25 protein-coding genes, 1 tRNA gene and 2 pseudogenes are annotated in these 25,161 nt (G+C 47.1%); 15 read left to right on the top strand and 13 right to left on the bottom strand.

The genetic code is table 11. From position 1 onward, the window contains the following. Both NWF04_02490 and NWF04_02485 read right to left on the bottom strand, forming a co-directional pair. A complete protein-coding gene (locus tag NWF04_02490) occupies positions 1 to 966 on the bottom strand; it encodes a zinc metalloprotease HtpX (protein ID MCW4005455.1) in 966 nt (321 codons plus the stop codon). Between the two features lie 192 nt (positions 967 to 1,158). Then, positions 1,159 to 1,338 carry a hypothetical protein gene (locus NWF04_02485; GenBank protein ID MCW4005454.1) on the bottom strand — a complete coding sequence of 60 codons (180 nt, stop codon included), beginning with the start codon at positions 1,336 to 1,338 and terminating at the stop codon, positions 1,159 to 1,161. Between the two features lie 178 nt (positions 1,339 to 1,516). Here NWF04_02485 and NWF04_02480 point away from each other — a divergent pair, with 178 nt between their 5' ends. The 4 genes from NWF04_02480 to NWF04_02465 all read left to right on the top strand — a co-directional run bounded on the left by NWF04_02480 (position 1,517) and on the right by NWF04_02465 (position 4,925). Further along, entirely contained in the window at positions 1,517 to 2,749 is a 1,233-nt protein-coding gene (locus tag NWF04_02480; protein MCW4005453.1) for a hypothetical protein, read from the top strand. A gap of 6 nt (positions 2,750 to 2,755) precedes the next feature. Beyond that, the gene (locus NWF04_02475; GenBank protein MCW4005452.1) at positions 2,756 to 3,253 is read left to right on the top strand and encodes a hypothetical protein; all 498 of its coding nucleotides are present in this window, start codon (positions 2,756 to 2,758) and stop codon (positions 3,251 to 3,253) included. 148 nt (positions 3,254 to 3,401) lie between these two features. Then, complete coding sequence (locus NWF04_02470; protein ID MCW4005451.1) at positions 3,402 to 4,406, top strand: hypothetical protein; 1,005 nt, start codon at positions 3,402 to 3,404, stop codon at positions 4,404 to 4,406. Between the two features lie 6 nt (positions 4,407 to 4,412). Then, a complete protein-coding gene (locus tag NWF04_02465; protein MCW4005450.1) occupies positions 4,413 to 4,925 on the top strand; it encodes a hypothetical protein in 513 nt (170 codons plus the stop codon). Here NWF04_02465 and NWF04_02460 read toward each other — a convergent pair. Next, entirely contained in the window at positions 4,922 to 5,554 is a 633-nt protein-coding gene (locus NWF04_02460; protein MCW4005449.1) for a DNA-3-methyladenine glycosylase, read from the bottom strand. The genes NWF04_02465 and NWF04_02460 overlap by 4 nt on opposite strands. A 134-nt stretch (positions 5,555 to 5,688) precedes the next feature. Here NWF04_02460 and NWF04_02455 point away from each other — a divergent pair, with 134 nt between their 5' ends. The 3 genes from NWF04_02455 to NWF04_02445 all read left to right on the top strand — a co-directional run bounded on the left by NWF04_02455 (position 5,689) and on the right by NWF04_02445 (position 8,833). After that, positions 5,689 to 6,150 carry a methylglyoxal synthase gene (locus tag NWF04_02455; protein ID MCW4005448.1) on the top strand — a complete coding sequence of 154 codons (462 nt, stop codon included), beginning with the start codon at positions 5,689 to 5,691 and terminating at the stop codon, positions 6,148 to 6,150. A 100-nt stretch (positions 6,151 to 6,250) separates the two neighbouring features. Further along, the gene (locus NWF04_02450) at positions 6,251 to 6,628 is read left to right on the top strand and encodes a methionine-R-sulfoxide reductase (GenBank protein MCW4005447.1); all 378 of its coding nucleotides are present in this window, start codon (positions 6,251 to 6,253) and stop codon (positions 6,626 to 6,628) included. Positions 6,629 to 6,865: 237 nt separating this feature from the next. Continuing rightward, a complete protein-coding gene (locus NWF04_02445; protein MCW4005446.1) occupies positions 6,866 to 8,833 on the top strand; it encodes a copper-translocating P-type ATPase in 1,968 nt (655 codons plus the stop codon). A 50-nt stretch (positions 8,834 to 8,883) separates the two neighbouring features. On the opposite strand, the gene NWF04_02440 is transcribed toward NWF04_02445, so the two are convergent. The 4 genes and pseudogenes from NWF04_02440 to NWF04_02425 all read right to left on the bottom strand — a co-directional run bounded on the left by NWF04_02440 (position 8,884) and on the right by NWF04_02425 (position 11,410). Beyond that, positions 8,884 to 9,012, bottom strand: coding sequence for a hypothetical protein (locus tag NWF04_02440; GenBank protein MCW4005445.1), 129 nt, complete (start codon positions 9,010 to 9,012; stop codon positions 8,884 to 8,886). Positions 9,013 to 9,082: 70 nt separating this feature from the next. Next, positions 9,083 to 9,475 carry a universal stress protein gene (locus NWF04_02435; GenBank protein ID MCW4005444.1) on the bottom strand — a complete coding sequence of 131 codons (393 nt, stop codon included), beginning with the start codon at positions 9,473 to 9,475 and terminating at the stop codon, positions 9,083 to 9,085. A gap of 104 nt (positions 9,476 to 9,579) precedes the next feature. Continuing rightward, positions 9,580 to 10,821 (bottom strand): insulinase family protein, encoded by a 1,242-nt coding sequence (locus NWF04_02430; GenBank protein ID MCW4005443.1) that lies wholly within the window; start codon positions 10,819 to 10,821, stop codon positions 9,580 to 9,582. Positions 10,822 to 10,999: 178 nt separating this feature from the next. Next, a pseudogene (locus NWF04_02425) lies at positions 11,000 to 11,410 on the bottom strand (fasciclin domain-containing protein). 248 nt (positions 11,411 to 11,658) lie between these two features. Here NWF04_02425 and NWF04_02420 point away from each other — a divergent pair. From NWF04_02420 to NWF04_02410, 3 genes are all read left to right on the top strand, one after another. Further along, on the top strand, positions 11,659 to 12,552 hold the full coding sequence (locus NWF04_02420; GenBank protein ID MCW4005442.1) for an EamA family transporter: 894 nt from the start codon (positions 11,659 to 11,661) through the stop codon (positions 12,550 to 12,552). A 65-nt stretch (positions 12,553 to 12,617) separates the two neighbouring features. Then, a complete protein-coding gene (locus NWF04_02415) occupies positions 12,618 to 12,815 on the top strand; it encodes a hypothetical protein (GenBank protein ID MCW4005441.1) in 198 nt (65 codons plus the stop codon). A gap of 68 nt (positions 12,816 to 12,883) precedes the next feature. After that, positions 12,884 to 13,381, top strand: coding sequence for a flavodoxin family protein (locus tag NWF04_02410; GenBank protein ID MCW4005440.1), 498 nt, complete (start codon positions 12,884 to 12,886; stop codon positions 13,379 to 13,381). A 70-nt stretch (positions 13,382 to 13,451) separates the two neighbouring features. Here the strand turns inward: NWF04_02410 and NWF04_02405 are convergent. Together NWF04_02405 and NWF04_02400 are read right to left on the bottom strand one after the other, a co-directional pair. After that, positions 13,452 to 13,684 (bottom strand): annotated as a pseudogene (locus tag NWF04_02405) (zinc ribbon domain-containing protein). Between the two features lie 80 nt (positions 13,685 to 13,764). Continuing rightward, positions 13,765 to 14,103 carry a YbjQ family protein gene (locus tag NWF04_02400; GenBank protein MCW4005439.1) on the bottom strand — a complete coding sequence of 113 codons (339 nt, stop codon included), beginning with the start codon at positions 14,101 to 14,103 and terminating at the stop codon, positions 13,765 to 13,767. 313 nt (positions 14,104 to 14,416) lie between these two features. On the opposite strand from NWF04_02400, the gene NWF04_02395 reads away from it, so the two are divergent. Beyond that, a complete protein-coding gene (locus NWF04_02395; GenBank protein ID MCW4005438.1) occupies positions 14,417 to 14,569 on the top strand; it encodes a hypothetical protein in 153 nt (50 codons plus the stop codon). Positions 14,570 to 14,660: 91 nt separating this feature from the next. After that, on the top strand, positions 14,661 to 16,169 hold the full coding sequence (locus NWF04_02390) for a hypothetical protein (GenBank protein MCW4005437.1): 1,509 nt from the start codon (positions 14,661 to 14,663) through the stop codon (positions 16,167 to 16,169). A 112-nt stretch (positions 16,170 to 16,281) separates the two neighbouring features. Here NWF04_02390 and NWF04_02385 read toward each other — a convergent pair whose 3' ends face one another. From NWF04_02385 to NWF04_02370, 4 genes are all read right to left on the bottom strand, one after another. Continuing rightward, positions 16,282 to 17,304 carry a hypothetical protein gene (locus tag NWF04_02385; protein MCW4005436.1) on the bottom strand — a complete coding sequence of 341 codons (1,023 nt, stop codon included), beginning with the start codon at positions 17,302 to 17,304 and terminating at the stop codon, positions 16,282 to 16,284. Between the two features lie 15 nt (positions 17,305 to 17,319). Continuing rightward, the gene (locus NWF04_02380) at positions 17,320 to 20,610 is read right to left on the bottom strand and encodes a hypothetical protein (GenBank protein MCW4005435.1); all 3,291 of its coding nucleotides are present in this window, start codon (positions 20,608 to 20,610) and stop codon (positions 17,320 to 17,322) included. An 851-nt stretch (positions 20,611 to 21,461) separates the two neighbouring features. Further along, a tRNA-Val gene (locus NWF04_02375) sits at positions 21,462 to 21,539 on the bottom strand. Positions 21,540 to 21,915: 376 nt separating this feature from the next. Beyond that, entirely contained in the window at positions 21,916 to 22,764 is an 849-nt protein-coding gene (locus NWF04_02370; GenBank protein MCW4005434.1) for a hypothetical protein, read from the bottom strand. A 591-nt stretch (positions 22,765 to 23,355) separates the two neighbouring features. On the opposite strand from NWF04_02370, the gene NWF04_02365 reads away from it, so the two are divergent. From NWF04_02365 to NWF04_02355, 3 genes are all read left to right on the top strand, one after another. After that, the gene (locus tag NWF04_02365) at positions 23,356 to 23,994 is read left to right on the top strand and encodes a hypothetical protein (GenBank protein MCW4005433.1); all 639 of its coding nucleotides are present in this window, start codon (positions 23,356 to 23,358) and stop codon (positions 23,992 to 23,994) included. A 96-nt stretch (positions 23,995 to 24,090) separates the two neighbouring features. Further along, positions 24,091 to 25,020 carry a trypsin-like peptidase domain-containing protein gene (locus NWF04_02360; GenBank protein MCW4005432.1) on the top strand — a complete coding sequence of 310 codons (930 nt, stop codon included), beginning with the start codon at positions 24,091 to 24,093 and terminating at the stop codon, positions 25,018 to 25,020. Further along, positions 25,013 to 25,138, top strand: a complete 126-nt coding sequence (locus NWF04_02355) for a hypothetical protein (GenBank protein ID MCW4005431.1) — start codon at positions 25,013 to 25,015, stop codon at positions 25,136 to 25,138. Before NWF04_02360 ends, NWF04_02355 begins: the two co-directional genes overlap by 8 nt. Positions 25,139 to 25,161: the final 23 nt, after the last annotated feature.

Here is a 25,161-nt window from a genome sequence, read left to right as displayed (position 1 = left end):
TTAAGCGGGGGTGTTGCTGAGTTCTTTGAGGGCGTGCAGGCGTTTGACTATGTTTGGGTGCGTGGATAGGGCTTCGATGAGTTTGTCGGTGAAGGTGAGTTTTCGCGACAGGATTTCGTCGACGAGGTTTTGGTTGCCGCTGGCGGATTCGAAGGCGTGCAGTTGGGCGGAGTCTTGTTTTGCGTGTTCGGGGTCGGCTATGAACAGGGCGCGGAAGGAGAGGGTGTCTTGGGTTTGTTGTTGTTTGCGGGGGTTGCTGACGCGGGCGCTTGCGTGGACGATTTTCGCTAAGCCTGTGCTGAGTTTGGAGGCGCCGTCTTGCACGACTGAGGCGCTGTGTCGGTCAGCGTAGTACTCGCGCAGCCTGCTCAAATACAAAGTAAACAGGTTCAAAACCCAGCTAAACGCCATAAACGCAATACCCAACAGTGCACCAGTGCCGTTGTCGCCTCCGCTGCTTCTGCGACCTCCACCGAATATGCCTGAGAGCATCAAAGAGTAACCCAGAAAATAAAACAGCGAAGGCAAAAAGCTAACAGCCATCATGACCTGCACGTCGCGGTGCTTCAAATGCCCCAGTTCATGACCTAAAACGGCTTCAACCTCGCCCTCACTCAAATTACTAAGCAGCCCCTGCGTGACAGCCACGCGGTTACCTGAAATTGGCGAGCCGTAAGCAAAAGCGTTAGGCAGGGAAATCTGGGATATCATAAGTTTGGGGGGTTTGATGCGGCTTTTCTCGCTTAGGTTGCTAACAATTGCATGCAGCCTTGGGCTTTCGCTCTGCTTGAGTTCACGCGCCTTGTAAAGTGCCCCAACAAGATACGGCGAAAACAGCCACTGCGCAATGTTAAAGGAAACCACAAGAATCCCCATAGTAACCAAACTAAAAGTACCCGTCAACGTCATAACGACACTGAAAACTAACGTTGACAAACCAATAATCAACGCCAAAGTACCAACCATAGACAAACGAAGCTTCCACAAATTCAACACAAATCCCCCAACATGCATCACTAACAAAGCCAACTTATAACATTTATCCCACACCACAAACAAAAAACAAACAAAACACAGACCCCCCTATAGGTTCTGCATAGAATCTCTATTTGCATCCTAATAGGTTGGTGTTTTTGGCGGATGGAAAAAGTGTGGGGGTTATTTTTTGAGTTCTTGTATTTGTTTTTGTAGTTTTTCGATTTGCTGTTTTAGCGCCGTGTTTTCTTCTTGGAGGACTTTGATTTTTGCTTCGGCTTCTTCTAAGGCTTTTTGCCGTTTTTCTGCGGTGATTGCTTTTTCGTCTACCCACGGCGGCGTGCCAGCGCTACCCCAACCCATACATTTTTCACCTCACCTACTACTTTGGGCGTTTTCCTCTTTAAACTTGCACTTTGTTTGCTTTTGTGTTTGGGGCTGCGTGGTGGTTGGGGCGGGTGGTGTTCCAGTGTGGAACGGGTGCGTTCCGTGAGTAGAGCTAATAGGCACTTTTGCTCAAAGGGCTATTGAGGAAACTCAAATGAAAGCCGAAATAAAAATACTCGTAGCAGCTCTTCTTTCAATGTCTGTTGGAATCGCAGCCGCATCACCTCTGCTGATTTCAGAACTTGACTTAGCGCCTTACCCATACCTGCCTGAAGGACCTAAACCCGAAGTCACCGCAAACGTTGCCTACGCCAGCTTCAGCGTCCAACCCGCCGACCCCGCCTTGTCCGTGCCTGAATGGTACCACGGTAACGAGACCCCCACAACCGTCAACTACAACATGGTGCTCAACATAACCAACCTCTCTGATGAAGATGTGACATTTGACTTTTTGGAAGCCTCTGCAGCGCAAAACTGGACCCGAGGAACCAGTTCCCTTGCAGCAGACGGAGTTTCGACCTTTGGGGGCAGCCAAAGGTACGTGTATCTGGACGGTGAATTAATCAACGTCACATGGATACCGAACTCTGGCAATGTTCCATCGGCTCCACACCCCGACATACCTGGGCAACCACCATATCCTTCGTCTGTTCCCTGGATTGTGAAAAGCGATGCAACTTTCCCAGACGAGGGGTACTGGCGTGAAGGCGTAGAAATCTCTGATACATACGTCAACGGCACCCTATCCTACACCTACATGTACATCAACGGAACCTGGACCGACGTAACTGGCAGAATCGAAGTGCCCGAACGCGAAGGCGTCTTTAGCAACATACTTTCAGCAGAGCACAACATCGTCTCTGCTTGGTATAACTTCCAAGCACCCTTGCCTGAAGGCTGGGACCCAGGATACGTAACAAGCACCTCAACACAAGACTTTGGCAACGGTACAACCATAAGCACAACAATAACGACGAAAAACCCTGTTATTCCTCCTGAAACCAACCGAACCGACAACTACGGTGACTATAACACGCACAGGGTCACCATCTACACTGGAGAAGGCAAATTTGACTCTGTTTGGGCGCCACATGAATCGCGGCTAATAATGCTTAGCGGCACGGTCTTTGCTTACGATGCGGATGTTGTACAGTACCTTCAAGGTGGAAACGTAGAAATCAGTTTGATGGGACAAGTGCGGTTCACTGACACAAGCAGTATGATAAACGGAACAATGACTGACACCAGTGTACCTATCGTAGAAATCCAGCAGATACAACTGCAGCCAGAAGGCGACAACTTTGTCTACAATGGTGTTCTTGAGGCAAACCAGATGTTCGAGCCTGACCCGTGGGACATAGAAGTCTTCATCGCAGACAGGAGCTAAAAGAAGATGACAAACTTGGATGCTGAAGTCCTCGAAGGCACCACCCTTTGCGTGTACGCCTACGTAGTCAAAGAGGGCAAACCCGTAGGACCACGCGAAGTCATGCGTGGCGTCAACCTCAGCAGCCCAAGCACCGCATACAGGCAACTGCAAAAACTAGAATCTCTTGGTTTACTACAAAAGAACGCATACGGGTCGTACGTTGTACGAGAAAAAGCCAACGTCAGTGGGCACTTGTGGATCGGCAGAAACCTCGTGCCCCGACTGATGTGCTACTCCCTCTTTTTCTTTGGCATGCTAGCCGTCGAATTTGCCATACTGCTTATTCAGTTTTTCTTCCAAGGACGAACGCCCAGCTTAACGGTTTTGTATCTGGTACCAGTCACTGCGGTCGCTGCGGGACTCTTCCTAACCGAGGGCATAATATTGCTTCGCAAAAACAGGCACTACAACACGTTAAAAGACAACTTAGCTGATGACGAAAAAACTGTCCAACCCACCTAACCAACACGCTTCTTTCTTTTTTTGTTTCAACTATCAGGGTTGCCTTTTCTGTTTGAGCGGCAGGTTTTGCGTTCTACCACTAAAACGTTTTGTTCTATAACCAGAGCTAATAGGCACTTACCCGAAATGGTAACTGAGGAAAACTCAAATGCAACACGAAACAAAAATCTTAATCGCCGCCATTCTTTCGATATCGCTAGGAGTTACCGCAGCTTCGCCACTGTTAATGTCAAAAATCGACTTCTCAACCATCAGACAATACCCCGAACCACCCAAAGGACCCTACGCAGACATCAGCATCGACGTACTTTACGCCAACTTTAGCATAAACCCCAGTTCAATGCCTGATAGGTTCACAGGTATCTCATACTTCACCGTCGTGAACATAACCAACAACAGCAACGAAACCGCAAAAATCATGGCTGTAGCCTGCGATGCAAAAACGCCGAACTACAACAAACCTGCAGAATCAGGTTGGAGAAGCGGGCGTGGATGGGATGCTGAATACGCATGGGTAGATGGCAAATACTACAACATCACATGGGTACCTAACAACGAAGAATTCAGCAAGCATGGACCTTTTGAAGAGAACAGCACGGGCTACTGGATGGAAGGCGTCATGATCTACGAAGAATACGCTGACGGCAAATATGACTTCACACGCATGAACATGAACGGCACATGGGTCGATGTAACAGGCAGAATCGACGTAGAACGCCCAAGTGACTGGCCCCCAACATTTGCTGGACCAGAAACTTACTACCAACACCAAAAAACGCTAAGCAGTGACTTCCCGTCTGACCTTGATATGCACGGCATCACCAGTATGACCGGAACACCCAACGGCTTCAACCAACTGTGGGCACCTAACGAGTCAAGACTACTTGCCTTATTTGATGACCGCGAAGTTCCAAACCGATACTATGACCCAGAGAAAATTGAGCAGCTAACAGGCGACATAATTTTCCATGCATCACTTTCCAGCTACATCAACGACACAGTACCCAGAGACACCCATGCATTTGCAGAGAACACAATACAGTTTCAGTGGGAGCAAACCAGCGACGGCTACGTGTACGACAACGTTTCTATGGCAGACAAAGTGTTTGTAGTAGATCAGTACGGCGAAGTAATCATACAGCCAAGGAGCTAGAATGCTATGACCCACGCAGACACTGAATCGTTGGAGGGCAAAACCCTTAACGTCTACAGCTACGCGGTCAAAGAGGGCAAACCTGTAGGACCACGCGAAGTCATGCGTGCCAACAATCTAAGCAGCCCCAGCGTAGCATACTGGCACCTGCAAAAACTAGAAGCCTGCGGCTTACTGGAAAAAAACGGATACGGCGAATACATAGTTAAAGAAAAAGTCAACATCAGTGGGCACTTGTGGATCGGCAGAAACCTCGTGCCCCGACTGATGTGCTACTCCCTCTTTTTTTCAGGAGTGGTAGGCACCGAACTTGTGATAATCGCAAGCCAGTTCTTCCTACATGGAGTATTACCCAGCATAGACCTAATATATTTAGCGGCAACCAACGCCATAGCCACCGTATTATTCCTGTCAGAAGGACTGCAACTGCGGCGAAAAAACAAGCTTGAAACACACAAAAACACAGACCACCAAAAACAGCAGGCAACCAAAAACCCGCAGCCACCAACAAGTTCTTAACCCCACTCTTTTTTCGTATCGGCGGTTTTTGTTTTCACAGACACATACGGGTTATCCTTGATGTAGAACCGCCACGGCTTATGCTTCCAGTCATCAGCGTAATCCACACCGATTCGCGGCGCCGCCACAACACAGTCATCGGCTACGGTTTCTCCTTCGTCGAGAATGTAGAGGGGAGGCTGGCACATGTCGATGCCGTTTTGCTTTTTGGTCAGGTCTAGTGCCATGCATAGTTTGCTGGGTCCATTTGCCAGCTTTTTGGGGTTGCCTTTTGCGGCGGGTCGGCGCTGGTTCATGAACTCGATGCCTTGGGTGGGCTCTATGGCGCGGAAGAAAACGCATTCGGGTTTTTCTGGGGTGTTACCTGCGGTAACGTTGAAGCAGTAGTAGAGTCCGTAGATGAAGTAGATGTAGGCGTGTCCTTTCTCGCCAAACTGGGTCTGCGTTCTGGGGGTGCGTTTGTTGTTGTAGGCATGTGAGGCTTTGTCTTCGGGTCCAAGGTACGCTTCGGTTTCCACGATTTTCCCCGCTAAGGTGCCGTGGGGGGTTTCGTGCACAAGAGTTTTACCCAGCAGGTTACGCGCGACGGTGAGGACTTCTTGCATGTAAAAAGCGCGGCGTAGAATCATGTCAAGAGCTATTGTTTTGCACAAGATAAGGTTTGCCAGACCAAAGCGTGTAGAGGGCGAATCTATAGTTTATAGTAGCAAGTGATATAGATGCTTGTTGATGAAGGTTGTTTGTAGAATCTGGAGGAGTTGTTGTGGCTCATCGTTTAGTTCCTTTGGGGCAGAAAAAGAAAATTGCGCTTATTGCACATGATAACAAGAAAGGGGACCTGCGTGAATGGGCGAAATTCAACAAGGACGTTTTGCTTAAGCATGAACTGTACGCTACGGGAACCACGGGTCAACTTTTGGAGGAAGAGCTGGGCTCGAAAATCACTTCGCTTCAAAGCGGTCCATTGGGAGGCGACCAGCAAATCGGCGCGCGCATAGCAGAAGGCACCATAGATTTGCTCATATTCTTCTGGGACCCCCTTGAGCCGCTGCCCCATGACCCCGACATCAAAGCCCTGCTGCGCGTAGCCGTCGTCTGGAACATACCCGTAGCCTGCGACCGAACCAGCGCCGACTTCATCATAACCTCGCCGCTAATGAATCAAGAATACCCACGGCGCGTACCCGACTACGAAGCCTACAAAAACCGATTCAAAAACAAATAACCCCCCCACCGAAGCGTTTCTCTCCTTCTGCTAACGTGTCAGAAAGGTTATCGAACGGTTTTTTTATTTAGTCGCGTATTAGTTAAGGGGTGAATTTTTAGTGCAAGACAAGCCTAAAACAGAGAAGTTGACGCCTCAAGAAGAAGCTGTCATAGTTCACAAGGGCACAGAAGCGCCGTTTACGGGCAAATTTTATGATTTCTGGGAGAAAGGCACTTATGTGTGCAGGCGCTGTGGCGCAAAGTTGTATCAGTCAACGAGCAAGTTTGATGCTGGATGCGGCTGGCCCAGCTTTGACGACGAAATCCCAATGGCGGTGAAGCGGGTTCCCGACGCGGACGGCTTACGCACTGAAATCCAATGCGCAAACTGCGGCGCCCACTTAGGACACGTATTCAAGGGCGAGGGCTTCACAAAGAAAAACACGCGGCACTGCGTAAACAGCATCTCCATGCAGTTCATACCCGACAAGAAATAACCCGGTTTTGTGGCAGTTTGTGGGGTTTTGTGGAAACGCATTAATGTTAAGGCGCCCATAGTATAGATGCGCGGAGGCAAAATTGTTGTTTAGCGTCGCTGCTGAAGAGCTAAAGTTAACCTAAGCGGCGTTGTTTGCTTCTTTTGAAAAAAGTTACGTGTTTGGCGGAATTTAATGAGGGGAAAGGAAAATGAGGATATGCATGCGGGTATGAAGCATGATTCGTCACAGGGTGGTATGAGTTCGGGTATGAAGCATCAGGGTGCAGGGCATATGATGCATGCGGGTATGTTCAAAAAACGGTTCTTTGTCAGCCTTATTCTTACAGTTCCTGTTCTGCTTCTTTCACAGACAATTCAATCATGGTTTGGCTACACCCTCACAGTTCCCTACCAAGACTATATTTTGCTGGGTTTGGCAGTAGCCATCTACTTCTACGGTGGATACCCGTTCCTCCAAGGCGTAGTTATGGAGGTTAAAAAACGCCAGCCAGGCATGATGACGCTTATTGCCACGGCGATTTCAGTAGCGTTCTTCTATTCAGCAGCTACAGTTTTTGTTGCCATAGGCTCAGATTTTTTCTGGGAACTTGCAACTTTGATTGACGTTATGCTTTTGGGGCATTGGATAGAGGCGCGAAGCGTACTGGGAGCGTCAAGGGCTCTAGAAGAGCTGGTGAAGATTATGCCCACAGTAGCACATGTAGTTCAGGACGGCGAAGTAAAAGATGTTTCAGTATCCAAACTGCAAAAAGGCGACATCGTTCTGATTCGCCCCGGCGAAAAAATTCCCTCAGACGCTGTGGTAGTAGAGGGGCAATCTTACGTCAATGAAGCGTTAATTACGGGCGAGTCAGCGCCTGTTCACAAAGAAGAAGGCGACCAAGTCATCGGGGGAGCCATAAACAAAGAAGGCTCACTAAAAGCACGCATTGAAAAAACAGGCAAAGAAACCTACCTCGCCCAAGTCGTAGACCTCGTTAAGACCGCACAGCAAAGCCGCTCCAAAACCCAAGACCTAGCCAACAGAGCAGCCGCATTTCTCTTCTACGTCGCCGTAACCGTAGCCGTCTTGACCTACATAGCCTGGGCAATACTTGGAAACACCCAATTCGCCCTCACCCGAACCGTAACCGTACTTGTCATTGCCTGCCCACACGCATTAGGCCTAGCCATACCACTTGTCATCGCACTTTCTACTTCTTTGACCGCGAAAAACGGGATTTTAATTCGCGACCGCAAGGCTTTCGAAATGACCCGCGCCTTGGACGCCGTAGTTTTTGACAAGACAGGCACGTTGACAGAGGGCAAATTTGGCGTAACCGATGTGGTTTCTCATATTCCAGAGAAGACGCTGTTGGCTTTAACGGCGGCAGTTGAGCAAAATTCGGAACATATCCTTGCCCACGCTATCGTCAGCTACGTGAAAGACAAAGGCGTTGAGATTCCTGAAGTAAAAAGTTTTGAGGCAACTGCAGGAAAAAGCGTGAAAGGAAAAGTCAAAGGCAAAACTGTAGTTGTGGGGAGCCCTGCGCTGTTAGACGAAATGGGTCTTAAGGAGGAGGACGAAAAAGTTGCGGCGCTGCAAAAAGAAGGCAAAACCGTGGTCTTTACCATAGTAGACGGCGAACTTGCAGGTGCTTTTGCGTTAGCGGATAAGATACGGGGGGAATCCAAAGAAGCTATCCAGACCCTTAAGGAAAACGGCGTGAAGATTTACATGATTACTGGGGATGCACAGAAGGTGGCGCAGAGCGTTGCTGGGGAGTTGGGTATTGACGAGTTTTTTGCGGGGGTTTTGCCTGACCAGAAAGCAAGCAAGGTCAAATCGTTGCAGGAAAAAGGCTACAAAGTGGCGATGGTGGGGGATGGCATTAATGATGCTCCTGCTCTTGCGACTGCGGATGTGGGCATTGCCATAGGTGCTGGAACTGACGTTGCAGTAGAAAGCGCCGACATCATACTGGTGAAAAACGACCCGCGTGATGTCTCCAAAGTTACCAAGCTTTCCAAGAAGACCTATTCGAAGATGCTTCAAAATCTGTGGTGGGCAGGAGGCTACAACATAGTTGCGATTCCTTTAGCTGCGGGTATACTTGTTAACTGGGGCATTGTTATAGAACCCGCGGTCGGCGCCATACTGATGACACTTAGCACCATAATAGTTGCCATAAACAGCCAAACACTACGCACATACAAACCCTAAACAGAAAAAGAAAAAAGAAAACAAGAAAAAACAGGTACTTGCAGTTGTGGCTATTTCTTGCCTTTTGCGTGTTTTGCTGGGAGGGATACTTGTTTGCGTTCTTTGCGTTTTTGTTCTTTTTCTCTTTGGAGTTGCTTGTGGTGTTCTAGACCCTCAGCTTTCTTTGCCCTTCTTGACAAATCATTCACCCCTTAACAGCATAACATCAGAACTTGTGCTAATACTTTACGCTACCCTACAGATTGCGTGTTACCTGTTTTTTACGACGAGGACGTTGCAGTATGCGTTGCTTACGATCTGTTTTGAGACGCTGCCCATCAGCAGGGACACTCCGCCGCCTATGCCTCTGCGCCCAACCACGATGAGGTCAAAGTTTTCCTGTTTCGCGAGCAACTCCAACGCTTTTGCAGGATTCGAACCCAAAATCGGCTGGGTTTCATAGTGTATGCCAGCGTTGATTAGCAACGCGTTTTCTGCTTTATCCAAAATGTCTTTAGCTTTATCTCTTGAGCCTTTATCGTAAACTGAAACTGCCTTTACAAAACCCGAAAACCGCTGAGCAATAGTCACAGCCTCAGCCAAAGCCCGCCTAGACTGAACAGACCCGTCAACCCCAACAACTACCCGAATTTTCTCCTGCATACATCATTCCACCCAAGAACACTCACACTATATAGTCACTAAATTCTATTAGCACTTGCTTTTAAAGCCACCCCAAAACACGCAGACAAAACGCATCCAAACACCTAAGTTTTAGGGGCAAGAGTCACCGTGGAGCAGCTACTGTCTTGGAGGTACTTCGCGGCGGTTTCGCGTAGGGAGTCGGCGGTGGTTTGCCTGATTTTTTGGACGTAGTCGTCTATGGCAGTATTGTTTTCGAAGAGGAGTTCCATGCTGGTTAGGGTTTCGGGCAGGGTTGTGGGGCTGTCGATTTCTCTGTAGATTGCGCCGATTATCATGTCTTTGGCTTTGGAGAGTTCGTTGTCGGGGACGGTTTGGGTTCGAAGCTTCTCCAGTTCCTTTTCGATGAGCCTGAGGGCTTTGGCGAGGTTCTTGCTTTTCACGGCGCAGTCAATATGGAAGTAACCGTAATCAGTACCGCATTCTTGACAAGACCCCACATTGTACGCTAAAGCTTCCTTTTCACGCAACTCCACAAACAACCTAGAACTCGCGCCGCCCCCCAGTATCATATTAAGCAGTTCTAACGCAGGTATATCCGCATCTCTACCTGAAACCGTCCTAGCACCCACACGCAAATAGGTCTGGGAAAGCCCCGCTTTTTCCTTGCAGATCAAGCGTTTTCGGGGCGGCTTCTCTTGGGTGTCGCCGTTTTTTGGGGTGTGGAAGCTGTTTCCTTTGGGCGAAAAGGTTTCCAGCACTGTTTCAAGTTGAGGCTGCGAAAAGTTGCCTGCTAACGTCAAAACCGCGTTTGAAGGCTGGTAGTAGGCGCGGTGGGTTTCTTTGATGTCTTGTAGGTTCAAGCTGCGCACGGTTCGCCGATAACCAGACACAGGATGCCTCACGGGATGATTCTTAAAAAGATGCTTAGCCAACAACTCCTCGGTCTGCACCCAAGGGCTATCCTCAGCTTCGGCAATTTCCTGCAAAATCACCTTCTTTTCAGTCTCAAAATTTTCCTGTGTAAACTCTGAATCGTAGAGCAAGTGCGAGATAATTGTTGCCGCTTCAAGTAACCGTTCAGGCAGCACATCGCAAAGAGTCATGGTGTAGTCGTGGGTGGTAAAGAAGTCTACAAAGCCGCCGAGTTTTTCTATGCCACGGGAAGCTTGGATACGTGAAGGGGAACCGCCAGCGACCATGTGTTCAAGAAAATGAGCCGCCCCCGACTTATCCAAAGCGTCGTTGTTTGAACCGCATTTAACGGTAACCGCCAGCTGCGCCGTTAACCGTGATTGCCGTGGAAAAAGCAGCACCGTCAAACCGTTAGACAAAACATTGCGTTGCCACATCAAACTATTTTGCATGCCAAAACAAGAACAGCCGGGCATACAATAAGCTAACGCATAAAAAAGAAAAAGGTGTATCACAGGTGGTGTGTGTTTATTTTGCTGCTATGGCTGGGTGTGCGCCTTCTTTGTGGTCTATCAACTCGTTTTTGTCAGCAAAGCCCATGCCGCAGATGGGACAGCTAAGTTCAGGGTTTGGCATAAGCACACGGTCTATGACGTGGATTACGCCGTTGTCTGCGATGATGTCGGGGTTGACGATGTTTGCGTTGTTGATTTTCGGGTTCAGGTGCAGGTGCCATTTTGCGGCGTCAACTTTCACGTTTTGCCCTTGCAGGGTCTTTGCAGTTTTTAGTTTGGCAACATCTGATGCTAAGACTTTTCCAGAAACCACGTGATACAACAGAAGACTCTTGAGTTTGGGGATGTCCTGCAAAAGGTTGTCGACAGTGCCTTTGGGTAATGCTTCAAAAGCTACGTCGGTGGGTGCAAAAACCGTTAGGTACCCGTTGCCTTTTAGGGCGTCAACTAGGTCTGCTGCTTTAACCGCTGCAACTAACGTTTGGAAGGAGCCTGCTGCAACTGCTGTTTCAACAATATCTGCCATTATATCACCTCCATCTAAACGTTGAATGGCGTAAATGGTTACTTAAAAATTTGTGAATACAAACAGACACAAACAAAAAAGCATCACATAAAACCATCCACAATCCACAAACACACCAAAAACGGCTACAACCCAAACAAAAGCAAAACACGCAAACAAACCCAAAGTTCAAAGCCAAACAGCAGACGCGTTTAAAAACTCCAACAACAAATCTTACAACAAACACGCACGCAGGTACTGTACATTTTATGGACTGGGTAATATTTGGGTTGCTGGCTCCCGCTTTCTGGGCACTAAACAATGTCTTCCTAAAATTTTTGTTAACCAAAAAATTCAGTTCCCAAGCCGCAACGGTTCTTTTCGTCTTGTCCTTGGACACCATATTTGCCCTCGCCATCTTTTTGCTGTTTCCAGTGCAGTTTGTGTTTCCGTATTCCCTGTTTGGGTTCGCTGCGGGGGCGCTGCCGTTTTTGGCGTTATGGTTTTACGCAAAAGCCCTACAAGCCGAAGAAGTCTCACGGTTAGTTCCGCTGTTCCAGCTAATCCCCGTCTTCGTAGCCGTCTTTTCCGCGGCGTTTTTGGACGAGATTTTAGGTCCTCAAAAATACTTGGGAATCGCGTTGATTGTCGGGTCTGCGATGCTGGTTTCCTACAGAAAAACAGGTACAGGCGGGAAACTGTTTGGCGGATTCAAATTCATGATACTCTTCACGTTGCTTATCGCAACATACAACGTAACTGACAAGTTTTTGCTGAGTTACTTGGATGTGTGGTCGCTGTTCTCGTTTGCCATTTTGGGTAGCTTTTGCGGAGTGCTATCTTTGCTGGCGTCTTCACGCAAGCTCCGAAAAGAATTCACGTCAAACGTTAAAGCCTTAGAGAAAAAAACGTTTGCCGTTGCCCTCGTGGGCGAGAGCTTTTACATCTTAGGCACCGCATGTTCCCTGCTGGCGTTCTCGCTAGTTGACGTCTCGCTGGCGGCGGCGCTAACAGGCCTACAACCCTTCTTCGTCTTCTTCTACATGCTGTTCCTAAGCACATTTTTGCCACACATACTCAAAGAAGAAACCACCAAAACCGCCATAGCCTTAAAAACCCTCGCAATCATCGCCGTATTCATCGGAACCTGGTTAATCGTCTAAAGCTAACCCGTTGTTGGAGCAGGTTGCCGTAAAAGCTTTATTGTTGAGGCTATCCGTTTTAGGTCATGACTTTCAAAACTGCCGCCGTTATCAGTTGCTGGTTGGCTGTGGCTGCAATTGCTTCAGTGTACATGATAGTCTTTGCTGACCAAGTGGGCGATATAATGTTTGGAGTGCTTCTTCCTGTTGGCGCATTGGTTGTTTTGGCTGCGTTGGTCACAGTTTACATTAATGATGCGTCTAGCCAAGACCGTAACGCTTGACCATAAACGGTATCTTGAGGCTTTCTGGTTAGCGAATAAGGCTTATTTACTCAAAGTTTTACGGTAACGTGGAGAAAGAAGACGTGAAAGCTATAGTCGTCTGTGTTTCAACGTACAAAGGAAATACGTTGAAGATTGCAAAAGCTATCGCAGACGTGCTGGACGCGCAGGTTGTAGCTCCACATGAAACCACCGCGGAGTCCCTTGGCGAATACGATTTAGTTGGGTTTGGCTCAGGCATCTTTTTTGGCAACCACCATCAAAGCCTGCTAAGTCTTGTGGATAAGCTGCCCCGAGGCGGCAAACAAGCATTCATCTTCTCAACCATGGGCAGAATCAGCATCTACAAAAACACTTACCACAAAACCCTACGCAAAAAACTAGAAAGCAAAAGCTACAGCATAATCGGCGAATACGCCTGCCGCGGCTTTAGCGACTACTATAAAATCTTCAAACTCTTTGGCGGAGTAAACAAAGGACACCCAAACAGCAAAGACCTACAAAACGCCCAAACTTTCGCACACACCTTAACCAACAAAACAACAGCAGCAACTAACCCTGCCTAAAAAATCAGCTTCCACAAAACAGCAAAAACAAAAAAGAAGGGTTGCCCACAGTTTGCGGGTACGGATAAGGTTATTTTCGCCAGCGTTCTAGCCGTGGCAGCATCAGTGACATTTCAGCTTTTGCCTGCTCGTAAGTGACGCTTGGGTCGTTGTCAGACCAGCCTTTAGCAGAAATCTCTACCATCTGCTCCACTGTAGCGTTGGGATTAGGAATTTGCCGTCTTTGTAGCAGTACAAACAGTATTTTTGGGTTTTAGAGCCGTCGGCTTGGGTTCCAAACAGTTCCTGCTGTGTTAGGGGCATGCCACAACTTTGGCAAAACTTCAAATTAGGCTGCATGGCTAAGTCTCCAACACCAACTCTGCGGCGTAGCTATTTAGAGGTTATTGCATCTTTTTCTGCAACTTTACTGCGGTTCCGTAAGCCGACACTAAAATGAAACCCTCCAAAACCTCCGAGGTCTCAAAATCGATAGATAAAACCGCGTTCGCACCCATACTCCTTGCCCGCTGCTTTAACTCATCCAAAGCGTCACGTCGCGCTTTTTCAATTTCTTCCTCATAAGCGGTGCCCTTGCCGCCAGTCATAGACTGAATACCTGAAACAAACCTGCCGCCTATCCCGCGAGTCCGCGTGCTGGAACCATAAACAATACCCAAAACATCAACAACATCATACATAGGAATCAGAGGCATAGTCGCCAAAATCAAATCATCAACCATAACATACACATCCAAAGATTCAACATAAAAATGCGCGTCTACACTTTTAAAGCAATTGCAGTATAGTTAGCAAACCCGCCTCAGTAGCCTAAATATAGAAACAAAAAATCTGTCCAATAACTATAAGGGCATCCAAAAAGCAGTCATGTATGCTTTCACCATGGATGTCTATCAAGGCACGCGTAAAACCCATGTTCTGCATCTCATCAAAGCGAGAGAGCCAAATTATGACTATCATTGGGTGGCGTGACCCAGACTCTGGTGAAAGCACCCCCATTCATAGCAAACAAACCAAACAACAGAGAACACAACCATGCCCAACACCCCACCCTGCCCCAAATGCGGCTCCACCAACACCCAAAAACACAAAAACCAAGAACACCACTGCAACAACTGCGACCTAACCTTCTACTTCGTCACCCCCAACACAGGCAACCAACACGACCTAACCCGCTACGACCTCTAATATCAAAAAAGAGTCACATGTTGTTATTTATATTACAATAACCAAAGCTAAAATACTGTTCACGACGCATTGTTTATTGGGTCGAGTGTTTATGGTCAGAAGCACTTGTTTTAAAGACTTTAAACAGCTTTACTGCCAATTAAACGAAATTGCACGCACGTATCAGCAAAAACAAATTTTCAAAACAACAACTAAAGTAACATCCGCACTTCATGAACTATGTTTACCAAAAGACGAAAAAAGTTTTGAGCTTTTAATTAGAAATTTGTTCATTCTTCTTCATGAAGCTTCAGGCAACTCAAAGAGGATACCACTAGATGCAGGGTCGGAAGATACTCTTAAGAAGATAAAAGAACTCCGAAATCATTTTGTACACGATAGGGAACAAGGTACAGATGCGGAAGTAACAAAAAAGTTCACTAAAATCGGGGATATTTATGAGTGTTTTATTGGAAAAAGGTATCCTATTGACCGCGAAGACTGGAAAAAAGCGGGCATCATCTTGATTCAGTGGTCTATAGGTTTATTGAACACATTAAAAACGAATTTGACTTACGAAAAACGAGAACCGGACAGCCCAGAGTTTTTTGAGCATGAGTTTACCGTGTTTCCCTCAGGAAAAACAAAATCACGTGCAATAAACGTCTCTAAGAAAATCTCGTCGGGGGATAGTATTTTGCTTCTACCGACATTTAGATATAGTTCACCAGCCGAGTTTGGAAATACACAATCGGCGATTTATCTTACTTCAGAAGCAACATCTGCAGAGTTTGATGGATTCAAAAGCTTTTTGCGACAAATTGAATATCTGTGGACAAAAAGAGATGAAGCATATGCACCAGTTTCAAAATTGATACCGTGGTCAATTACGGTTAAAGGGAAAATAACATATGGTTCAGGCGCTAAAAACCTCATAGCATCTCTTGAACAGCCCCACAAAAAAATCACCGCTACAGTTTCTATAATTTTACAAGGGATGTACGGTGAAGACAATCAAACATTTTTTATCATAATAGGGAGTGACTTGAAAGAGGGGCAGTTTATGTATAATTTTTTGGATTTTTATCTTAGTAGCATTCCACTTGAATGCGGTTGGATTAATTCATTTAATGACGCACTTGATAAATTATCGACATCGACTCAAAAGGCTCATAGTTACACGCTTAAACGTTATTTATACAAAAAATGGACGAGCAAAGAAGAAATCATGTTACAAAAAGGCATTCTTGCAGGAATAGGACGAAATGGTTTTGATAAAAGAGGATGGGATAGTTTTGATGGATTAATAGTAAATGCAGAAGACTTAGACGTGCACTATATCCTCGACGAAAATTTCTGTGAATTACCCTATGACCAAATTAGTTCTCCGTTTCATTATCTTGAAGAATTTACTGTAAGCGTTCCAAGAGTATGCTATGATGAAATCCAAAAAGGAGAAGTAGTAGGATTAAGAGACCCAAAAGCTTTCTTATTAGGCTTTGAGGGCAAAGGTTGGGTAATCTACGCATTTAATCTGCAAGCAAGACCTATTAAAAAGGCAGACAAGAACAATGAAGCAGCAAGAACAGACAGGTACATAGTGATGAAAACAGGAGTTTAGGTCTTTTTATCTCAAAACAGACCGTTTCTTTTGAGCTGCTGCCGACATAACCGCTCATAAATTGACGTGTGTTAGGTAAAAAGGGAAGAGCGTTTATTTTTTGTCGCTCTGTTCATGGTGGGGTGAATTCTTGTCCGTTCCAGGTCCAGTTGAGGCGGGGGGCAAAGATGCTTTGGGCGATATCTGCGGGGGTATGTAGTAGGGTGAGTTCGGTGCCTAAGGTGGTGATTTTGGGGATAAGGCCTGTGATGTTGGTGTAGGTGGTCCAGTTGGTGCTGTTTTGGTTTTGAGGGGTCGGGTCGGGGTTTTGGGGGTAAAAGCCTGCGTTGGCGAGGATGGGGTTGAGGGGGAGATATTTGGCGTTTGTAATGGTTTTGGCGGTGCAGCTGTTTTGGTCACATTGGTAGGCTTCCCAGTCAGTGGGGGTGATGCTGGATTCGGGTTTTAACACTCGGGCGACTGGCTGATATGGTTGGTCAGTGCCTTGGGGTTTGGCTAACGCAATGGGGTCGCTAGTGGGGTCGCGAAGAGCGGTTGTGGGAACGATGGTTAGTGTTCGTCCAAGGTAAGGGAGGGGGTCGATGTTTTCTTGGGAGGCAGTTGATGGGGGTAGGGGTTGGAAGGTGTTGAGAAGGGGCAGGGTACAGTGTTGGTCGTGGATTGTTTTGAGAGCGGCGTTTATATCGGGAAGAAAGTCGCTGCGGATGGTAACGCGAATGGGGATGCTGGGTTGGGCTGGGCATTCAGGGCGGTCGTTGGCTACGGGAATCATTATGAGTTTGGGTTTAGTGCTGAGCCAGCCGAAGGGCGGGTTAGGTCCTGCAACGCCTAGGACGCCAGCGAGCATCTGGGCTTGCATCTCTGATTGGTTTTTAGTGTCAAGAAGGTTAATGTATCCGCCTACCTCGGTGATGTTGAGGGGAGCGGGAATTCGGCTGTTAATGACGTCTCCTTGAAGGGCTAAGCGGCGAAGCAATATCAGCTGGGCTTCAGCTATTTCAGGGGAACTGGCGTTTTCGATAATAGAGGAAAGGGCGTCAAGAAGCCTGGCTTCAGCGGGGTTAGGTTGGGGTATATTTTCGGTTTCTTCCGTGGTTTCGGTTTCTGTGGTTGAAGTTTCATCTTCTGTGGACATGTTTTTTTCTCTCCTTTACGGGTTTTTTTCTCCTGAATTTGTGCTTCCGGTTTTTCCGGGTGATTTTTCGGTTTCTTTCTTGGTTTTGTCGTCTGTTTTTTTGGTTTCTTTCTTTTCTGAAGGTGTTCCAGTAAGAGCGCGAAGGGCGTCTGAGCCGGCGGTTGGGTTGCCTTTGTAGGCGCCGATGATGTTGCCTGCGGTGGACATAGCTAATTGTAGTGTTTCGCGTGTGGTTTTTAGTGCGTCTGCTCTAGCTTTTTCTGCGGTCTCTTGGGAGCCCTTTATGAGTGGTGCAAGCAGAGAGGCTCCAGTAATGTCTGTGCTGAATCCTTTTTGTTCGGCTGCCGCTTTAGTGAGGGCTTGTAGTAGGGTGGTGTCTGCGGTGGGTGGGGCGGTTGCGTTTAGGTTGTTAATCAGGGGGGGCATGCCAGTGAGGGTACTGGGCGGATTTAGTCCTGTGGTAAGTGGAGGTGTAGTTGTGGGAACCGTGACGGGGGCGATTTCAGGGGCAGTGTCTACGGGGGCGTCTTGCCAGTTCCAGAAGCGGGTGATATCGATTTTTTCTGCCGAGGGGCAACTGCCTAAGACAGCTTCGGCTAATACGCCTCTGGTGGGCAGGGCAATGAGACCTTTTGGGGGGGAGAAGGCTCTTTTATGGAAGTTTGTGAGCATATCTTGGATTTGACCAGAGGTAATCTGCATCTCTTCGGCTAGCGCTGGCGGGATTATGAAGGGCATGATCATGCTGTTACCGTAAAAGCCGAGAAGACGGTTTTCGACACAGTTGAGAAGGGGAACCATTTGGCTCTCGTCGGTAATTCCGCCTTGGGGAACGCCTATAGTGAAGCCTTCTAGCATGATGGCTCGCTCTTCAGGAGTGAGTGAGAGCCATACCGCTTTAGAGTAGGCGACGGTGTTGCGGACGACGTGTTGAAGCGTTTTTTCAATTTCTAGCACCTGGTTGAAGCGAAGGACAGGAGGAAGTTGTCGGGCGGGGATGGGCATGGTCGGGGGAAGTTCCATATCCAGAACTGAAGCGTGTAAGTAGCTCTCAGCAGGCACAATGTTTCCTTTGAAGTCTATTTCCTGCAAGTTTGCCTGCATGGATAAAAGCAAAGGTCCCCCGATTTCTTTTTCGAGTTCACTGGGACTTAGTCGTACAGTTTGAGAGTATAATGGGAAATTTGGAATCGTGGCTGCTTTTGATAATTCTATTTTGAACAGCATTAAGGTTTGTATTGATGGACTTATGAGGGAGTATTCGTACGTTCGGAACCTTCGGCTAACTTCAAAGCCGACGATGTCATTTCGAGCAACTGATGGTGGAAGGACAATTCTTCCGTCGTAGGTAACCTTATCTGAACCATGCCGTTTTTCTCTAATGAAGCCTATGAGGGCGTCTTTGGTGAAGAACAGTTTTGTTGCGTCTTGGGTTGTGGTGAGGTCAGGAATTGTTAGTGGGGTACCTTCCAGTCGCACAGGACCTATTCGGCTTCCTCGTTTGGTTACCGCGGAGACGTAAATGTCTTCGAAGGGGAGAAATGTTCCCGTGAGACTGATTTTTATTACTGCTTCTGCAGCACTTCCTGCTGGTTGTACTTCGGCAGTTGGGTCACTGGCAAATTGGGTAAGCAAGGATAGCCCGTATAGGTATTGACGGGGAAGACTCTTAGCGAGGATATCAGAATGTTTGAGGATAAGTGAGTACCTCTGGAGGAGGGCTTCTCTATTGGAAACCAAGTTGGCGTTGGTGAGGGTTAGGGGTTGGCGGGGGTTTGTGCAGGGGAGGAATCTGACTACTTCCAGAGGAACTAAGCAGACGAGGGTGACGCCTTCGACGCCCATGGAGACTTCGTATAGACGTTGAACTTCCCAGTATTGAAGAGTGAGTGCGCGGGTGTGGTTATGGTTAGTTATGACCCGTGTGGTTACGTTTTGTGATTCTGCTGCGCTGGCGATTCTCATGCTGGTACGAAGGGCGCTACGGCGGGCGGCTGCTTGCCTTTGGACGGATGCGTGTGTTCGTTCGGCTACACTTTGGAAGCTGTTTCTGATGCCTTCCATCCATGAGTAAGAGCTACCTTGAGAGCTGGAGGAGCCGCCGCTGCCGCCTCCAAATAATCCACCAAGCAAACCTGAGCTATGTGAAGACGACCTAGCTATAGTTTCAAACTCGCTTCCTCCGCGGGAGACCTCATTGAAACTGGAGGTGGCGATGGCTTGGGCGGAGGTATCAGTGATGTCTAGTTGCCTTTGTTGTTCAGTGACGTCTAGTCGTTCCATCTCGCTGACGGAGGCGATGTCTGTGCGTTCGAAGACGGCGACTTTTTGTTGCTCTCCAGGAGCGAGTGGGAGGGAGTAAACAAGATTTCCCAGAGTATAATCTTTAGGAGTCCAGCTCTGAGACATGCGAACGACATAGCCCAACCCTAGAGTTCCAGCCATGGGAACGTTTTCTTGTGGACCTACAGTAGTGGCTCCGTCTATACCGATAATCTGGTCACGAAAGCCGTCAACGCTAATAGGTTGTTCGATGGGGACACGGTCGATGTAGGTTGCGTTTTCATCGGAGAAGGATTTCCCGGTTTCAAACATAGTGGTGTAGAAGAATTTGATTCCGTTTAGCGGAATTCTTCTGACTGCTGAGACCACACTGGTTTTGGGTTCTACGAGTCGGAAGAACACGCCAAAGGGGAAACGGTCAACAGTGTAGTCTTTCATGAATTTTATGAGGCAGTTGTTTTCTTCGCCTAGGGTTATTCCTGGTTGGGTGGGGGTTTCTTCTTTTTCTTGGGTTGGTTTGGTTGGTTCTTCAGGGGGAAGCAGGTCTTTGAGGCTTGTGATTATGCTTACGGGCAGGGGTGTTATGTCTTCGGTGAGGGTGATGTTTTCTACTGTGCCTTGTGCGTCTATCTTGGAAGAGTTAATTTCAACGGTAAGAGTTTTGTTTGCGCCCTTTATCTTGAATGTCAATGTTTTTGATTCTGGGAAAAAGTGGATTTTGTCCCCTAAAGAAAGGGTGAAGCTCCCTTGTTTGTCGGTAAGGGCTAAGTAGTTACCATCCTCAAAGTCTATGGAGATTTGAAGGCGCTGGGCGGGGTCTCCGTTTTTGGCGAGTATAACTCCTGAGAGACGGCTGGGAATCATTCGCGCCAAAACAAGTTTCATGGTTCCAACAAGCTTAACAGACTCTTTCATTCCCAGATAGAAATGCTGAATCGAATTTTTGCGTACGGATAGAAACATTGCTTCTTCTTGCTTGTCTGCAGGATTGAGGATGTCCACGGTCTTACGAACGCGACGCATACTAGGCGCATTGATGACTAGGGTTGGGGTTGGTTGAGGTATTGAACGAGTGGCTGCCGATGAGGATGATGTTGTTTTTGGGGCAGGTTGAGTTGTTGGTTGGGTTGCGGTTCGTGATGTGGAGATTGTATTTACATTTACCTTTTTTATGGGTGTTATATTTGGTTGTGAACGTTTAGGCTTTTCTTCACCTGACAAGATATTGCCTCCTTTTTTGGTGGCTGACCAATTGTTGATTGGATACTGTGGCTGATTGTTTGGCGAGGTTCTTTTCTCGTTTGATCATTTTTGTACCCTTTTCAAATGTAGTTGGCGTTTCCAGGGAACTGGAGTTTTCAATTCTTTGTTTCCTTCATGCTATTTCGGATAGTTGAAGGTCGGGCGACTCATGATTGTACAGCCTATAACCAGTGTGAGGTTCCCTTTTGGGGTCTGTTTTTTAATGTGCTGTCAAGTGTGCTGTTATGATGTATTTAGTATGATTTAGGGTCAAAAGTATCAAAAGCAAAAATGCTTGCCTGATAATTATGCTGTTAAAATGTTTTTTCTGACATTGAATAAAATACTCTTTTGCGCCCATGTTTTTTTGCTTTAAAGCAGATAATTCCGTTAAATGATTAGAATTTTTTCTCACATATAATTGCAAGATACAGCTTTACAGTCATCAATATGACCGAATGCTTTATCAATGAATTAGCCCTGACAAAACCAAGTCAACCATGGTTCTATTGGCATTTCATTCCATACGCCTTAAGGCGCCGCACTCGCACTTCAATTAGCGAATAACCTCCAAGGCTACTAAGAAAACCAACCACTTGCTTGTGTGCAAAAAAAGAATACCTGATTCGTTATGGTGGGCCGGACCGGATTCGGACCGGTGACCTTCTGCACGTCAAGCAGATGTCCTAACCAGGCTAGACGACCGGCCCACGTTGATGTTGTGTTAGAATTGTTCCGTGTTCGGTGTATTTATGGGTTTTGCGGGTTTTGTGTTGTTTGTGGTTTATGAGTTGATTTGGGTATTTGTGTGGTGGAACGTTTTGTTCTTGTGAGTTAATATGTGGGTGTGTGGATTTGGAAAAGGCGGATTTGGAGGCGCGAGTAAATACGCTTAAGACCCCAAGCGTGTAACGCGGCTTGGTTCCATAGCTGCAACTGTAACCCAAACGAAAAACGCGCTACAGCGTAGGCAAAGTGCTAAACATCAGAGCCACCCATACGCAATCGAATAAGACCAATCAACAAAGATTAAGTGCATTTGCTATGATAGCCAGCCACTCAATTACCTTATGAGATTTAGTTCAGTTAAATGATGATTAAATCGACATCTTTATTGAAGTTGTCTGGAACGTGCATCTCCTTGCTTTTAGGGTCTACGATTCTTATCCCCCACGGGTCGTTTTCGTTTCCCGTATAGACTGCGATGATGTTTGATGTTTTTCCTGTTGTTTTTTCCCAGAGTACCCCAAGCGGGTAGGGAAGCATTTTTCTTCCGTTGCGGTATGTTTCTTTTGTGACGTGGCTTTTCAGGAGGTTAACAAAGTCGTTTGCAGGCAGGGGATTTGCACTTATATGTTGTAGTTGATGCGCCAAGAAGTCGTTTACCATGCGTTGAGTTAAGCTTTCGGTTGGGATATGATAGTTCTCATCGTTGAATACTATTTTGCAGTCTGATGCTATTGCCCCAAGTTTTTCTGTTATTAGTGCTTTAAGCTGCTCTGAGTTAAGCTTGGGTGCGGATAAGTCTAGGTCTTCACTGTTTGTTGTGTAGTAGTGGTCTATGATGCTTGAGTTATAGAGGCGATACAAGGGCACTAAGCCAGGTCCAGGAACGTTTGTCACAAAACCCAGGGTTGGTGTTTCTATGTAGCCGTTGTTGAGGGCAAGGTTTTTTTCTGTTTCATCTATTGTACAAAAAGTGTTGTCGCTTTCTTGGTTGTATAGCGTATAAAGCGGTGAATGCCCTGGCAGAAGTCCAGGGGATATGTAGAAGGCAAGTCCTTCTTTTGTGTAATTTTCTGGTAATTCATCGTGAGCTTGTTGTGACCTAATGTATAGATGGTTGCTGCCGTTGTACGCGCGAAATACAGGTTCATAGCCCTCCACTGGGGAAGGGGAAACATAACAACTTACACATTCATAGTTCCAGATCATCGTAATACACCCTTCAATTCAGGAAAAAGATGTAAAAAATACCTCCTTTTCCGTGCAATATTCAAACAGTTCTATGCATGTGTAGCGCATTTAAATTTTGTCATAAAAAGGTTTTAGCTGCAAAACATGTTTTTGTTTTTCTTAAATACTGGCTTTTCTGGTGTTGTTTGCCTCAGAATTTTTCGCATTTAAATCAATTAGTTGGCTATCTGTTTCTTGAAACAGGGATGCCCCTTGTCTTGTTTCATAATATCGCAGAGGCGCGTGATTTCAGGTTACTTTTGATGATTAAACGCAGTTACTTCTCTGCCCAACCAAAAACAGCAACCCACATAACGCTTTACCACGACAACAAAATAGTCCAACCAGACAACGTTACAGCTGGGCATACTAAACGGGAACAGAAGTGTAAACTGGAACTTCAATGCTAACTATAACTGCTTGAACCTAACAAACTGAAACGATAACTCCCAAAAGGGAACACAACCTAAACCCCGCCGCAACCCCTTAAAAAGGGGGCTTTTCGTGGGTTTTCTTCTTTTTTGGGAGTAATGTTAATAGGGGCTTTTTGTGCCTTAGAGTAGGTTAGTTATGACGATTCCTCTTTTAGATGTCGCGTTTTCGGGTGTTTCTGAGTGGTCTCTTAGCGAACGCGATGTTGATGTGTTGGCGTTTTTGGGTGAAGAGGAGTTCGAGTTTTTCACGTTTGAGGGTTTGAAGCGGCGTTTGGGTTTGCATCCTGAGACGCTGTCAAGGATTCTTAGCCGTTTGGAGCAAGAAGGCATTGTGAAGAAGAGCAGCCGTGGTTACCAAGTAACTAAGGAGTTGACCAAGAACCTCAAGGCCCCCGTTGACAGCAGCCGCGGTAGCGCGGTTTTGTTGCAGACGTTTTTGCCTTCGGATATGCCTGTGGAGCAGTTGATTTCGAATTTGCAGGGCAGATGGTTTGGTTTGCTTCGTTGGTTGGGGTTGGCGCAAAGCAGCGAGGACGTCACGCTCAAATGGGTTACCGACGAGGGCGATGTTCAGGTGGACGCGAAAGTTACGTTAAACACTTTGAGCATTGAAGCCAAGTTTTTGCGCGGCTACAACCAAGACCTTGCCCTACGCGCCACATACCAGCTCATGAACCACATAGGCAAACTGTGCAGCCGCAGCCACGCACCCGCGCCCATGGCACAACACGTCGGCTACTTTGGCAGCCAAGATTACTCTCTTTTGCCCTCCTAACCATCATCCACGTTTTTGGGGTGTGATGGGGTTTGGCGTGTTCTTAGTCAACAAATACTCTTTTTGTCATTAGTATATTGGAAGGAGCAAAGAGTATTGAGCCAACTTAGTAGTTTGGAGTTGTTGAAGACTATTAGTGATGCGACGGCGAAGCTTGTGGAGAAGCTTTCGAAGTCAGTGGTTAGCGTTAACGGCGGCATGTCAAAAGGAACAGGCATTGTCCTTAACAAAGAAGGCCACATAGCAACGTGCAATCACGTGCTTCACGGATGCAACACTGTACGCGTTGGGCAGGGCGAAAAAACTTTTGAGGCACGTATCGTAGGCGTAGACCCCTACAACGACTTGGCACTGCTCAAAACCGAAAACGCAGAGTTCACGCCCATGGAAAACGCCGACTCAGACAACCTTAGCACAGGACAATTCGTACTTGCATTAGCCAACCCGTTCAACCACAAGCAACCCACAGCAACCACAGGCATCATAACCAACCCCAACGGCACCCTAAGAGGCTTCCACGGAGTCGCCATGGAAAACGTCATCGCAACCGACGCCAAACTCAACCCAGGATTCTCAGGAGGTCCCCTTGTAGACGCAGAAGGCAAACTTATCGGCATAAACACCGCCTACGTGTGGAACCGCGGCATAGCAGTTCCCATAAACAAGGTCAAAGCCATAACAGACAGGCTAATTACAGGCAAAAAAGTCAGGAAAGGCTACTTGGGCGTTGTGGTAAATACCGTAATGGTTCCCCGTGACATTCAAGAAAGAACAGGCGTTGAGCAGGAAACAGGGGTTATGGTTTTCCAAGCAGCACCTGATACGCCCGCCCGAAAAGCAGGTTTAATCATGGGTGATGTGATTGTGGGTTTTAACGGCAAAGCAGTCACCAGCTTTTATGACCTGCCAAGGCTACTCGCAGAAGAAGACGTCGTAGACAAACTAGTCAAAATCAAAATCATCCGCGAAGAACAACTCCACGAACTAACCATCACACCCGCTGCCAAGGAGGGATACCATGAATAAACTAACCGCGATAAAACTGGAACCACCCAGACCATTATACCGTTCAGAACCACAAACTCATTTCCCCCACCCAACACCCCTCGTCGGCATAACCATCCAACACCAACACGCAGCCTAAACAACAACCAAAAGCCCTTTGCG

This window comes from Candidatus Bathyarchaeota archaeon (assembly GCA_026014465.1).
Taxonomy (GTDB): domain Archaea; phylum Thermoproteota; class Bathyarchaeia; order Bathyarchaeales; family Bathycorpusculaceae; genus JADGNF01.
The sequence above is the reverse complement of the archived record's forward strand: the minus strand, read 5'-3'. Positions and strand labels throughout refer to the sequence as shown.

Bases quoted from the DNA above. Each gene is read 5' to 3' on its own strand.
- NWF04_02490 (MCW4005455.1), bottom strand. From the start codon at position 966: ATGGTTGGTACTTTGGCGTTGATTATTGGTTTGTCAACGTTAGTTTTC.
- NWF04_02485 (MCW4005454.1), bottom strand. From the start codon at position 1,338: ATGGGTTGGGGTAGCGCTGGCACGCCGCCGTGGGTAGACGAAAAAGCA.
- NWF04_02480 (MCW4005453.1), top strand. From the start codon at position 1,517: ATGAAAGCCGAAATAAAAATACTCGTAGCAGCTCTTCTTTCAATGTCT.
- NWF04_02475 (MCW4005452.1), top strand. From the start codon at position 2,756: ATGACAAACTTGGATGCTGAAGTCCTCGAAGGCACCACCCTTTGCGTG.
- NWF04_02470 (MCW4005451.1), top strand. From the start codon at position 3,402: ATGCAACACGAAACAAAAATCTTAATCGCCGCCATTCTTTCGATATCG.
- NWF04_02465 (MCW4005450.1), top strand. From the start codon at position 4,413: ATGACCCACGCAGACACTGAATCGTTGGAGGGCAAAACCCTTAACGTC.
- NWF04_02460 (MCW4005449.1), bottom strand. From the start codon at position 5,554: ATGATTCTACGCCGCGCTTTTTACATGCAAGAAGTCCTCACCGTCGCG.
- NWF04_02445 (MCW4005446.1), top strand. From the start codon at position 6,866: ATGAGTTCGGGTATGAAGCATCAGGGTGCAGGGCATATGATGCATGCG.
- NWF04_02435 (MCW4005444.1), bottom strand. From the start codon at position 9,475: ATGCAGGAGAAAATTCGGGTAGTTGTTGGGGTTGACGGGTCTGTTCAG.
- NWF04_02430 (MCW4005443.1), bottom strand. From the start codon at position 10,821: ATGCAAAATAGTTTGATGTGGCAACGCAATGTTTTGTCTAACGGTTTG.
- NWF04_02420 (MCW4005442.1), top strand. From the start codon at position 11,659: ATGGACTGGGTAATATTTGGGTTGCTGGCTCCCGCTTTCTGGGCACTA.
- NWF04_02415 (MCW4005441.1), top strand. From the start codon at position 12,618: ATGACTTTCAAAACTGCCGCCGTTATCAGTTGCTGGTTGGCTGTGGCT.
- NWF04_02400 (MCW4005439.1), bottom strand. From the start codon at position 14,103: ATGGTTGATGATTTGATTTTGGCGACTATGCCTCTGATTCCTATGTAT.
- NWF04_02395 (MCW4005438.1), top strand. From the start codon at position 14,417: ATGCCCAACACCCCACCCTGCCCCAAATGCGGCTCCACCAACACCCAA.
- NWF04_02390 (MCW4005437.1), top strand. From the start codon at position 14,661: ATGGTCAGAAGCACTTGTTTTAAAGACTTTAAACAGCTTTACTGCCAA.
- NWF04_02385 (MCW4005436.1), bottom strand. From the start codon at position 17,304: ATGTCCACAGAAGATGAAACTTCAACCACAGAAACCGAAACCACGGAA.
- NWF04_02380 (MCW4005435.1), bottom strand. From the start codon at position 20,610: ATGCGTCGCGTTCGTAAGACCGTGGACATCCTCAATCCTGCAGACAAG.
- NWF04_02370 (MCW4005434.1), bottom strand. From the start codon at position 22,764: ATGATCTGGAACTATGAATGTGTAAGTTGTTATGTTTCCCCTTCCCCA.
- NWF04_02365 (MCW4005433.1), top strand. From the start codon at position 23,356: ATGACGATTCCTCTTTTAGATGTCGCGTTTTCGGGTGTTTCTGAGTGG.
- NWF04_02355 (MCW4005431.1), top strand. From the start codon at position 25,013: ATGAATAAACTAACCGCGATAAAACTGGAACCACCCAGACCATTATAC.